This is a genomic window from Bacillus sp. EB106-07-01-XG149 (assembly GCF_058791555.1).
In genome coordinates this window covers 64,330-76,088 of record NZ_JBYTDP010000009.1, presented here as the reverse complement: position 1 = coordinate 76,088, position 11,759 = coordinate 64,330, and the positions used below count along the sequence as shown (strand labels likewise).

Annotated in this window: 9 protein-coding genes and 2 pseudogenes; 2 read left to right on the top strand and 9 right to left on the bottom strand. The window is 32.1% G+C overall.

Annotated elements, in window-relative coordinates:
• Positions 1-11 precede the first annotated feature (11 nt).
• Complete coding sequence (locus AC3WTA_RS25335) at positions 12-395, bottom strand: GtrA family protein (RefSeq protein ID WP_000413287.1); 384 nt, start codon at positions 393-395, stop codon at positions 12-14.
• A gap of 307 nt (positions 396-702) precedes the next feature.
• On the opposite strand from AC3WTA_RS25335, the pseudogene AC3WTA_RS25330 reads away from it, so the two are divergent.
• Positions 703-986, top strand: a pseudogene (locus tag AC3WTA_RS25330) (glycosyltransferase family 39 protein); the annotation flags it as partial.
• Between the two features lie 238 nt (positions 987-1,224).
• Here the strand turns inward: AC3WTA_RS25330 and AC3WTA_RS25325 are convergent.
• From AC3WTA_RS25325 to AC3WTA_RS25305, 5 genes are all read right to left on the bottom strand, one after another.
• The gene (locus AC3WTA_RS25325; protein WP_098116602.1) at positions 1,225-2,688 is read right to left on the bottom strand and encodes an ArnT family glycosyltransferase; all 1,464 of its coding nucleotides are present in this window, start codon (positions 2,686-2,688) and stop codon (positions 1,225-1,227) included.
• Between the two features lie 94 nt (positions 2,689-2,782).
• A complete protein-coding gene (locus tag AC3WTA_RS25320; RefSeq protein ID WP_000055399.1) occupies positions 2,783-4,336 on the bottom strand; it encodes an ABC-F family ATP-binding cassette domain-containing protein in 1,554 nt (517 codons plus the stop codon).
• Between the two features lie 207 nt (positions 4,337-4,543).
• The gene (locus tag AC3WTA_RS25315) at positions 4,544-5,365 is read right to left on the bottom strand and encodes a glycosyltransferase family 2 protein (RefSeq protein WP_000672692.1); all 822 of its coding nucleotides are present in this window, start codon (positions 5,363-5,365) and stop codon (positions 4,544-4,546) included.
• A 28-nt stretch (positions 5,366-5,393) separates the two neighbouring features.
• The gene (locus tag AC3WTA_RS25310) at positions 5,394-6,848 is read right to left on the bottom strand and encodes an oligosaccharide flippase family protein (protein WP_001172393.1); all 1,455 of its coding nucleotides are present in this window, start codon (positions 6,846-6,848) and stop codon (positions 5,394-5,396) included.
• A gap of 384 nt (positions 6,849-7,232) precedes the next feature.
• On the bottom strand, positions 7,233-7,745 hold the full coding sequence (locus AC3WTA_RS25305; RefSeq protein WP_000412135.1) for an acyl-CoA thioesterase: 513 nt from the start codon (positions 7,743-7,745) through the stop codon (positions 7,233-7,235).
• A gap of 308 nt (positions 7,746-8,053) precedes the next feature.
• Here AC3WTA_RS25305 and AC3WTA_RS25300 point away from each other — a divergent pair, with 308 nt between their 5' ends.
• The gene (locus AC3WTA_RS25300; RefSeq protein WP_492333072.1) at positions 8,054-9,367 is read left to right on the top strand and encodes an ArnT family glycosyltransferase; all 1,314 of its coding nucleotides are present in this window, start codon (positions 8,054-8,056) and stop codon (positions 9,365-9,367) included.
• A 93-nt stretch (positions 9,368-9,460) separates the two neighbouring features.
• Here the strand turns inward: AC3WTA_RS25300 and AC3WTA_RS25295 are convergent, their stop codons facing one another.
• The 3 genes and pseudogenes from AC3WTA_RS25295 to AC3WTA_RS25285 form a co-directional block, all read right to left on the bottom strand.
• Positions 9,461-10,267 carry a methyl-accepting chemotaxis protein gene (locus AC3WTA_RS25295; protein ID WP_371399815.1) on the bottom strand — a complete coding sequence of 269 codons (807 nt, stop codon included), beginning with the start codon at positions 10,265-10,267 and terminating at the stop codon, positions 9,461-9,463.
• Positions 10,265-10,642: pseudogene (locus AC3WTA_RS25290) on the bottom strand (protoglobin family protein); the annotation flags it as partial. The gene AC3WTA_RS25295 and the pseudogene AC3WTA_RS25290, both read right to left, overlap by 3 nt.
• Positions 10,643-10,892: 250 nt before the next feature.
• A complete protein-coding gene (locus AC3WTA_RS25285; RefSeq protein WP_492333071.1) occupies positions 10,893-11,525 on the bottom strand; it encodes a trimeric intracellular cation channel family protein in 633 nt (210 codons plus the stop codon).
• Positions 11,526-11,759: the final 234 nt, after the last annotated feature.

Here is an 11,759-nt window from a genome sequence, read left to right as displayed (position 1 = left end):
GTTGTTTAAGTTTAATTAGTAGCCTTTTCAGTTTGGTTGAATGTCCAAATTTTATTAAGGACAAAATTTATAACCATTCCGACACCAATTGCGAAAATCTGTGCAATTAACGCATTAAAGGTAAGTTTATCTACTAATATAAATAAACATAATGTATTAAAAGCAAATACAATTAAATTTACAGTTAGAAATTTAAAGAACATTGACGTGCTTTTATTATTAGGTTTAAACACCCAATTTTTATTCCAATAGTAGCTATTGGCAACACCAATTGAATAGGCAATGGTATTTGCAATAAGGTAGTTCATCCCAAATTTTAATAATATCCAAAAGCTAATAATTGTAATAAGCGTATTAAAGATTCCTACTAAACCAAACTTTAAGAGTTTCTCCATAATAGTATCCTCATCTTTATAAAATATATAAATAAAACAGGAAATGTAGAAAGGTTATTCGTACATAACAAATACTTATTATAGCATATTTTATGCTGAAACGTTATTTATTTTGATTAGAGTGTTTTTTGAATAATTAGAAGGAAACAGTAATTGTAAGCAAAATGTAGATATATATGATTTATTTGCTGTTGCCAATTAAAAAGGGATATTATAAACAAAAAAATGAGTGTTTTAAGCTTTTGATGGAAATGAATATCTCTACAGATTCATTATGTTTTTGTAATTGGTGTTTTAAGGACGGTCTTTGTTCTCTGCAAGTGCGGTATATATCATCTCCGTTTTTTTGCTTCAATATTACTTAGTAATTATTTTTCAGATACTCAAAAGTATAATTATGTAACAGTATGAGTGGGTGATTTATTATTATCTATAGTGGGAAGTTTTATTCTTAGAAAAGGTTCGCTGCCTTTAGAAAAATCAAATAAAAAAATGCTTTTTCGTTTTAGTAATTGTTTGTTTTGTGGTTAAATTAGCATGGGTGCTTAGCTACCAATTGAACCATTAGTTGATTATGCCATGTTTTATTATTTACTTATATGCGATAGGTTTAATAATGGCATAGTTGTTAGTAGAAGTGGCATCAAGATATCATTGTGCAGATACAATTTCAATGATCATTTTTGCTACATTTGGTATAAATTATGCTTACAATAAAAAAGAGGATGTAGATATACATAAAAAGGCATGAGCTCGGTATTGCACCGGGCTCATGCCTTTTTAGTTCGTTTTAATGTGTTTTGATGATTAACTCTTCACTGGTTAAAGTTTAATTTTGTACTTTGGAGGTTTTTCTGTCTGATATAAATCGATAGCACAAATATAGTCCATAACTTTGAATGATTGTAAAGCTAGGAATGATAAAGTATCGATATCTTGTTTGGTATTCAATCAAGAAGTGAACAGTTACATAACCGATTATTAATAGTAAAAATATTGTGTAATGCGTGTTGTTTTGCTTAGTAAATATGAGATATAGAAGTGCTAGCGTACCAAATAGCATAGCTGTCATATACATATACTTTTCATATTTCATAAGGTCATTTTGTAAAGTAATCATATTATTATCTGTGTTCCCTAGTGTTAGTAGGCTCCATGATGGGGCGGAGTCGTAATCTGCCCACATGAGTGTAAACTTATCACCGAATAACGATAAAACCTTCTGTGGATCAGCTAATCGCTCTTGAATCAGTTTCTTTTCAGCAGCTTTTCGTTCTTCGCCAATCTCAAAGGACATCATATATTCTGCATCCGCTGTAGAATAACCACCTTTTGTTTCGTGGTTAAGTCCTACTGTGAATTTCCAGAGAGGATCACGGTTGGATAGTGGGTATTGTGTAATTCCAGCAGATATAAATGAATAACTTATAATGTAATGAACAAGGTAAAATACGATGAAAATCCCACAAAGTTTTTTAATAGAAGTGAAAATATCTCGTTTCGATTTCCCTAACATACCGTGTAAAAAGAAATAAATAGTTACTGCAATTAGGATGATAGCACCAAGTGGGCGCATAATGTCTCCTAAAGAAAGCGATATCCCTATAAAAATCCACATATATTTATGGCTTAAGCCTTTTGTAATTAATAAATAAAATCCAAGGTAAAATAGGAATGTGGCAAGGTGTTGATTTGTTAGGACTGAGCTTAATACAATACTTGGGATATATAATGCATATATTAATCCCGCCACGCGTCCAGTCCACTCATTAAATATGTGAGAAGTTATTTTGTAAACTAATAATGTTGTTCCTGTGCAATATAACACATTTAAGAACTTTAGAAAGAAAGTCCCCTCACCGAATAAATTAATAATCAAAGCTTGGTACATTGTAAATCCAAGCTGATAAACCCAAGAAGTATAATATATGCTTTGAGCAAAACTAAAATCTCCTTTAGTTGCTTGCACGGCTCCATTGTACATCATAGCAAAATCTGATTCGATAGGAGTTTGGATATTAAGAAACCAGATGAATCGAATAGAGAAGGCTAAAATGATAAGCGAAATAGTGAATAGTAGTTTTGACATATATTTATTGGCAATATAGCCAATAAATATAAATAGAAGGCTTATTAAAATGATACTTGGGATTATAATAAGTAAACGAGTGTCGGCCTGTGCTCTAACCACGGATACTGAGTCCAATGTAATAGCTGCAGAAATAATTAGACATAGTACTAATAAACATTTCACAAAAAATGTATTGAGTTTTAGAAAAAATGTACTTTGCATTATATATAAAAACTCCTTATCAAACTTTATGGTATTTTAAAACGAAATCCCTTTGCACGCTAAATAGCAGTGTAAAGGGATGTTTTTTAGGAAATTAAGAATTTTCTTGGGCCCATTTTTCTACATCCCAAGTTTTTGTTATCCAATCTTCATAAAAGTCTGGTTCGTGGCATACAAGAAGAATTGTTCCTTTGTATGCTTTCATCGCTTTTTTTAGCTCATCTTTTGCTGTAACATCAAGGTGGTTTGTTGGCTCATCAAAGAGTAGCCAGTTACTTTCTTCGCCCATTAGTTTACATAAACGAACTTTTGCTTGTTCGCCACCGCTTAATTGATTCAGTGGACGAGAGATATGTTCGTTTTTTAAACCGCATTTCGCTAACATTGCACGTACTTGATGTTGGTCTAAGCTAGGGAATGTATTCCAAACATCATCAATTGGTGTTACATTATCAGCTTTTACTTCTTGCTCGAAGTATGATGGGTTTAAGAAGTCACCAAGACTTGTTTTTCCGCTTAATGGTTTGATTTTACCTAAAATCGTTTTTAATAGTGTTGACTTACCGACACCATTACATCCAACAATTGCAATTTTTTCACCACGTTCAATTGTCATTGTTAATTTTGGTAATAACGGATGTGTATATCCAATCTCTACATTTTCTCCTTCAAAGACGAATCGGCTACTTGCGCGGCTCTCTTTAAATGAGAATTCAGGTTTAATTGCTGTTTCAGGACGGTCGATACGTTCCATACGATCGAGTTGTTTTTGACGACTCTTTGCACGACCTGTCGTTGAGTAGCGAGCCTTATTTTTCGCAATAAAATCTTCTTGTTTTTTAATAAACTCTTTTTGTTTTTCGTAAGCATTAATATGTTGATTTTTATTAATTTCCGCTAGTTCTAGGAATTTTTCATATGTCGCTGTATAACGCGTCATTTTTGTAAACTCTAGATGGAAAATAACATCGACACATTTATTCATAAATTCCGTATCATGGGAAATTAATAGGAATGCATGTGGATATTCTTTTAAATAATTTGTTAACCAATGAATATGTTCAACGTCTAAATAGTTGGTAGGTTCATCTAATAGTAATACTTCTGGTTGTTCAAGTAGTAACTTTGCAAGTAATACTTTTGTACGTTGTCCACCACTTAACGCCGCAACATCACGATCTAGACCAATTGCATCAATTCCAAGACCACGTGCTGCTTCTTCAATTTTCATATCTAATAAATAGAAGCCACCTGCTTCAAGGGCATCTTGAATTTCCGCCATTTGCTCAAGAAGCTCCTCTAATTCTTCTGGTGTAGCAGTTCCCATTTTTTCTGTAACTTCATTTAAAGCTTTTTCTTTTTCAAATAAAGGTAAAAACGCATCTGCTAATACGTCACGGATCGTGCGACCAGGTGTTAAAATGGTATGTTGGTCTAAGTAACCGTAATTTGTACCAGGCGTCCATTCTACACGACCTTCGTCATGGATAAGCTGACCAGTAATTATATTCATAAATGTTGATTTACCAACACCGTTTGCTCCAACTAATCCAACGTGTTCTCCTGCGAGTAAGCGCATGGATACATCTTTAAATAATGTACGATCACCAAATGTATGGCCTAATTTTTCAACAGTTAATAAGCTCATAATGTCCTCCGTTCAATTCTAAATAGTGTCTTGAATCATGATACTAAATTCTTCGATATAATGCTATCATTTCAAAAATATATAATGTAATTGACCAGTGGGGATGCGATTACAAAGAATGATGGATTGCTTTGCAAGAAATAAGCGATGTAAGAGAAATAAAAAATAAGGTGTAACCATTTAATAAAAGTGGTTACACCTTGTTTTTTATTTTAAATATCCACGAACAATACCGCGTAAGCGATTGGCGTGGAATTTCCGCTTATCATTAGAAATGTTTTGTGTCATACGGAATGATGCGGCAGCGACAGCACGTAAGAAATAGGGGAATCCATAGTGTAAGCGAATAACCCTACCAAAACCACCAGCATAAGAAATAGCACGTTTTAATGATTGTTCATTAATAATTTCCTCTTTTACAGGATGATATACGAACAGTTCTTTTCTAAATAAACCAGTATAATTTTGTTTCATACCACGTAGTACAAAGTCAGTTTCTTCACCAGCTCCATAAATCGTTCCAGAACCAACACCTAAATCTTCATCAAATGTACCTACATCTTGTACAAATTGTTTTGTGAAGAATAGTGTGAAAGAAGGTCCCATGAATCCATATTTATTATTTAAAATAATATCTGAATTCGGTGCGTGTATTAAAGAACCTGTACCTTCCACATTTGTAGTGTTTGTTGAGATGAAATGAACATCTTTATTAGAGTTGAAAGTTTCTAATATACTCTCTAAAACATTTGTTTCATAAATACAATCATCATCTGGAAAAGCGATGAAATCACCATCTGCTACTTTTAAACCTGCATTTCGAGCTCTCGATAGTCCTTTAATAGGTGTATAAATGTAATGAATAGAAAATTTATCTTTATATGCATCAAATAAATCAGAGATTGGCGTATCATTTTGATCTACTACGATAAGTTCAAAGTTTTTGTAAGTTTGTTGTTCAAGTGATTTTAGTAAGTCAAGAATATCATCACGTCTGCCACAAGTAGCCATGATTAAAGAAAATTTCAAGTTTAACAGCTCCTTTTAGAGATTGCGTTTAAGCTTTTTTGAATCGTGCTAATATCTTTTCAAGTAGTGAAAAGAGAATTTCATCCTTTGTTATAAAGAGGATAAGAGCATATGTTAATCCACACGTCATTATTACTAGGATAACTTGTAGTATTTGTCCAGATACGAGCATATCAATAACGAATGCTATCGGGACAAATGTTAGTGAATAAAATAGATATTTAAGTTTTTGTATATCGAATAACGTATAATTCACTTTTAATTTCTTTTTCACATAAATATATTCAAATGTGATTAAGAAACAATTCGCAATTGTTGTTGTGAAAATTGCGGTTGTTGGTGTAAGTACATGGAAATATATTAGTGCAATATTGGATGCTAAGTTGATAAATCCACAAATGAATAAAAATCGCACTAAAATGCTTTCTTTCTTTTTTACATAAATAATTTGATTCGATAAAATGGACTCAATACCGACTGTAATCATATAGAAGGCGAAAACAATTAATGTATTACCAGCCTCAGCAAATTGTTGTCCACCGTAAATAACAACAGCACCATGAGCAATGAGCATTAAACCAATTGAGGCGGGGAATAGGGTAATGAAATATACTTTTGAAATTTTGTTTAATAATGATTCGTATTCCATTTCAGATGCGTTCCCTGATAAGTAAGACAGTCTTGGAACGGTTACTTGTACAACACTTAACATAAGTGTATTAATAATCATCATAATTTGAAAAGCCATTACGTAATATGCAACTTCTTCTTTTCCAACATATACCCCTAAAACAAGACGATCTAATTGAGTATATAAAATATTAGCATTTGAAAAAATCAAGACTAATAGTAACGGTTTTAAATGAGGAATAATCGTTAAGTCGGAAAAATCAAATTTTACTTGGCGTTTCACATATATAAAGCTAATAGAGTGGTTTAAAAATGTCGATAATACTAATAAACCAGCATATGTTTTGTAATCGTCGACCCCATGAATGAAAGAGAAAAGAAGTACAACATAGATTAATCGAACGATAACTGTTTTTTTAGTGATGAAGTCATAATTTTCATATGCTTCATTGAACCATTCCACATAAAACATATTAGATATAAAGTTAAAACCGAAAATAAGAAGAACAGGAAATAGACTTTCATGTCCGTATCCAATATAACTAAAGAGCACAAAGCCTGATAAAGCCAAAATACTAGTTGTGAAGTTAATTACATAGAGACTTGTAAATAACTTAGAAACTTTCTTTTTATCGTTTTTAATTAAGCTAATTTCACGTAAACCATATTGATATACACCAAATACGGCGAACACGAAGAAGTAATTGAAAAAAGTTTCAGCAAGGTTAACGGTTCCAATTGAACTTGCTCCTAACGTTCGATATGCGTAAGGACCAACTAAAATTGGAAGTATAATATTAAACGTGTTGAGCAGTATTTTATAAAAAATATTTGAAGCAATTGATTTCTGCATAATTTCACCTTTCCATTAAAATAATCCAGTTTCATTAAAATACTTGCTATGTCATAGTAAGGTTTTTTTCACTAGAGTTAATTCTCTCAATATAATGAAGTGTAAGGTGTTTTCTACACTGTTTACAAATCCTTAAATTGTTTTGTTGACCACCCGTATAAGTGTACCCTACATAAACTTTGTAAATCAACTGTTGATGGCATAGAACCCTATTATAAATGGGTTTTTATTCATTAAAAAAAGCTAAGGCCGAGCAGGTATGTATAAAAATATTACATAATATGTGTGAAAAGGGGTAATGGTTGTATGAAGGTGTGGAATCTCTTATAAAAATGAGCGAATACATGATAGTATTCGCTCAGAAGATATTTTAATGGTGAAGGCCTATATACTCCAAGGTTTACTTAAAGTTAGAACTTCAGCCATTTCCTTGCTTTTTACACGTCCTTTTTTTCTACTTTCAGCACGTTCAGAACCAGTTGTGTGTAGCCAATGTTCTTCTTCCGTTTCAGGTAGCACTTGTGGAACAGAAGAAGGTTTTCCATCTTTTAATGCAACGAATGTAATGAAACATGTTGCAGCTATTCTACGTTCGCCTGCTAATAAATTCTCTGCAATTACTTTTACGAACACTTCCATTGAAGATTTTCCTGTATAACATACGAATGCTTCGTAACAAACAGAATCTGCTTGGTGAATTGGAGTTAAAAAATCAACCGAATCGATAGATGCTGTTACGCAATGTTTACGGCTATGTCTTGCAGCTGCAATTGAAGCGATACTATCAATTTCTGCTAATAATTTTCCTCCGAAAAGTGTTTGATGATTATTTAAATCATTCGGAAAAACACGTGTTGTTTTAATTGCTTTGGATTCTCGCATGAATTTCTTTTCCATATGGTCAGCCCCTATTTTCTGTTTTCAATCAGAATGACATGTATTGTAAGTGGAGTACAAATAAAAATCGATAGATATTTAATGAAGTAAAGAATTCCAGAAGAGGGTTAGTAAAACTTCTGTATTTGTATTCATGTAACTGAAAGAAAATTTATTACTATATAAAGTGTAGTGTAAAAGAGGATTCGCTTACATTGCAAGTGAAAAAATTAGGACCCTGTATTTGTCATAGAAATTCCCTATCAGCTGTGTACCTATTCATGATAGAATCGTTTTGTTATGAATGGAAATAGAGGTGCAATGGACATATGAATCATATACAAACAAATTTTTCGTCTTTTTTCAGTAAAATAATGATTGGTGCGATGCTCGCATTTTTTGTTTATAGTTGTTGGTCAGCGTTTGAAACAAGTAAACAATTTTTTGGCGACAGTACAACAAGTGTAACAATTGTATTGGTTATTTTTGTTATTCTCATGCTGTTAGTGGCATCAATTTTACAGTATCGTTTTACAGATAAACAATTTCTTGTTTTCCTTATGAGTACATCTATAATTGTGAGACTTAGTATGGTTCTATTTGTAGACGTTCCGATAATTGGTGATATGAAAGCTATGTTTGAGTCTGCAAAGCAGATTGCAATTGGTAATAACATAGAGAACGTAGCGCAGTTACCTTTTATTATTTATGAATCAATTATTATTCGTGTATTTGGTGATACAGTATTTGCATTGCAGTTATTCAATATTTTATTTTGCACAGGGACTGCATTTTTCATTTATCGTATTGCAGCAATGATCTTTGGAGAAGAATGCGGCCGTATTGCTTCTGTGTTTTACGCTTTATATATTCCGAATATATTTATGAGTTCCTTATTAACATCAGAATCGCTCGCAATATTTTTATTTTATTTGGCTTGCTACATACTTTTATATAAAGGTTTAGATCATCCTTATATGTGGGTACTTTCAGCAATTTTATTTGCATGCAGTAATATGATTTTCCCAATGGGATTATTTCTTCCTATTTTTATTGCTGTATATGTGTTGTTAATTGAACTCTTTCAAACAGCAATGAAGCAAAAAGTATTATTAAAGATGATAGGGATACTTATTCTATTTTATAGTGCCCATTTTGGTGTGAGTTATGGAATTCAAACGATGGGAATGTCACAATATACAATTTCAAATGAGACGTATGTACAATCTGTTTTAATTGGAAAAAGTAAAAATGAGGAAAAAACAACAAAGAACCAAAGCGTAACAGAGCATATTGATCAAAAGCTAAAAGAGATTGAAGAAGAAAGATTTAAACTTTTAAAGCCAGTAATTAATCAATTCTCAGGTGAGGGAATACATTTTATTCTATTTAAATGTGAAAAACTTATATATATAGCGGTAACGTTATTTATGTCTATAGCTTTATTACACTTTCTTATTAAGAAACAACAAAACGAAGGGTATATGTTGTTCGTTTTGTTAATTAGCGGATACGTAATGTTAAGGCTCTTCCAAGTAGATATGGCATATTACAACCTTATGGTGCCAGCTTTGTTTATTTTACAAAGCTTTGGTGTTTATATGAGTTATGTGTATTGTCAAAAAATATTCTTCAGAAAATAAAAAGAATCCAGTTTGGATTCTTTTTTGTATGAATGGAAGATGAGAAATAAGAGTCAGCAGAGATGAAGAACCTCTACTGACATAAGCTTCACCCTATCGATTCAGTTCTAGTTGTAAACTATCAGCTGTTAGAGCCATTTTTGAGGAATCGTCTTGAATTCCTTTCATTACTTGTGAAATGGTTTCTAGCTCATTTTCAATTTTTTTATTCTGTTCTTTCGAGTTAGACATGTCTTTTACAATTTCTTGGAAGTATTGATCTGTTGCAGACATACTATCCGTTCCTTCAGATACGAGGGAGCTAATTTGTTTCACTGAAGAAGAGACACGAACAATTTGTTCATTTGTTTTTTCAACGAGCTTTGTAACGTTGAATATAGATTCTTTCGTTTGCTCTGATAACTTGCGAATTTCTCCAGCTACAACAGAAAAGCCTTTGCCAAATTCCCCAGCACGTGCAGATTCAATAGCAGCATTTAGTGCGAGCAAATTTGTTTGCTCTGCAATTGATTTTACAATGTCTATAATCTCGTTAATTTTGTTAGAAATATCGAGAAGTTCATGAGTATCTGTAATAATCGTTTCCATGTTTGTTTGAATGTATTCCATTCGTTTATTCTGTTGATTTAATTGTTCTTTCCCTTTATTCGCTTTTTCTTCTGATGTTGTAGCTAATGATGTACCTGTTTTGGCAATTTCTACAATAGTTTCAGATTTAGCGGTTAACTGTTGAATAGAAGCACTCGTTTTTTCAGATACAGATGCTAGTTCTGTTGCAATATGCGTAATGGTCATAGCTGTTATTTCTTTTTCTTTTTCATGTTCTTTTTGCATTCTTTCATATTCATATTCATAGGCCGCAATAACGAGCTCTTGTTCAAGGGTAAATAATTTGTTTATTACGTTTATAGAATAAGAAAAATCGTCAATTGTTGTAATTTTTGTTTGCAAAATCTTCATGATAGAGCGGAATAATTCTTGATAAGCAGCTGTATACCACTTTCTATGTAAACCAATTTGTACATGTCTTTTGGCAATTCTAACACGTTGTTCAATAAAATCTTCGTGCATATCTCCGCTGAATAATTCTTTTATATGTGTTTTTAAAGTTTGCTTTAGTTTTGGAATAGAGCTATAACGTTCAATAATAGTAGTTAAATTAGGCTGCTTTGTAATATTGGCATAGAATTTTTCCGTAATCCAATCAATTTCTTCATAAATAAAGGGTTGTAGTACCTTTACGATTTGTAAATCTTCTTTTGAAATATGTAGCATATCCATTTGAATTTTCAGTTCAGAATTAGTAGGCACGTTAAAGGTGATTTTTTGATCCTTACTTAATTCAAGTATACTGGCGTTTGTTTTATTTGTATGTTTTTTAAAAACCCCAAGCATCGTTCTTCCCCCCTGTGTATAAAGCGTTTTCATTTTTAGTTCTAATATAATTATATATTTTTATATGCAATTACTCTATATTAGTGTGTAGAATAGTATATAAATTAAGAGAATTCTATGTAGAATTCTCTTAATGGCCTTTATTAATTTTAGCATGTGTTTTAAAGAAAACTGGGAAATGTACATTATATATTACAGTGACAACACGAATAATGAATGTTACTAATAAACAAACATAGAAAGCTAGTACGTGTGCCCCCATTGCATATGTGATTAGGAAACTAATTGCTCCTAAGATAGAAGCGATTGCGTAAATCTCTTTTCGGAATACGTAGGGGATATCTTGAGCGCAAATGTCACGCAAAATACCGCCTCCAATACCTGTAATGACTCCCATTGAAACAACTAAAAATGAGGCGTCAACATGATGTGAAATTGCCGCATTTGCACCAATGGCTGTAAAAACACCTAAGCCAACAGCATCAGAAAGCATAATAACGACTTGCAGTTTATTAATACGCTCAAAAAACATACAAGTAAATAATGCTGATAATACACTTACAAAAAAGTAAATGGGTTTAACAAATGCGACAGGAGGCAGGTTACCGATCATAATATCACGAATAATACCGCCGCCGAGCGCAGTGGCTACAGCTAAACAAAGGACACCGAATAAATCTAAATCTTTTTTTAAACCAACTAATGTACCGGAAATAGCAGCGGCGATAATGCCAAGAAACGTAAATATGTCGATTAATAACATTGCTGTAATCCCTTCCTCCTAAAGATGTTCCAGAGAAAAAATATACACTAAAGTTATGTAAATAACAATGCATTTTCTTTACATGTAGAAAAAAAGAAAAAATGAGGAAAGAAAGCGCTTGAAAATGCAAATATGCTTTTTTCTATAAGGTAAGATTGGGGAGAAATGTGAGACGTTTAATTAAAAAATATATGTTATAATAAATATTTGAGATAAGAAAAAAATATTAACAGT

Bases quoted from the DNA above. Each gene is read 5' to 3' on its own strand.
- AC3WTA_RS25310 (WP_001172393.1), bottom strand. From the start codon at position 6,848: ATGCAGAAATCAATTGCTTCAAATATTTTTTATAAAATACTGCTCAAC.
- AC3WTA_RS25335 (WP_000413287.1), bottom strand. From the start codon at position 395: ATGGAGAAACTCTTAAAGTTTGGTTTAGTAGGAATCTTTAATACGCTT.
- AC3WTA_RS25285 (WP_492333071.1), bottom strand. From the start codon at position 11,525: ATGTTATTAATCGACATATTTACGTTTCTTGGCATTATCGCCGCTGCT.
- AC3WTA_RS25320 (WP_000055399.1), bottom strand. From the start codon at position 4,336: ATGAGCTTATTAACTGTTGAAAAATTAGGCCATACATTTGGTGATCGT.
- AC3WTA_RS25305 (WP_000412135.1), bottom strand. From the start codon at position 7,745: ATGGAAAAGAAATTCATGCGAGAATCCAAAGCAATTAAAACAACACGT.
- AC3WTA_RS25325 (WP_098116602.1), bottom strand. From the start codon at position 2,688: ATGCAAAGTACATTTTTTCTAAAACTCAATACATTTTTTGTGAAATGT.
- AC3WTA_RS25300 (WP_492333072.1), top strand. From the start codon at position 8,054: ATGAATCATATACAAACAAATTTTTCGTCTTTTTTCAGTAAAATAATG.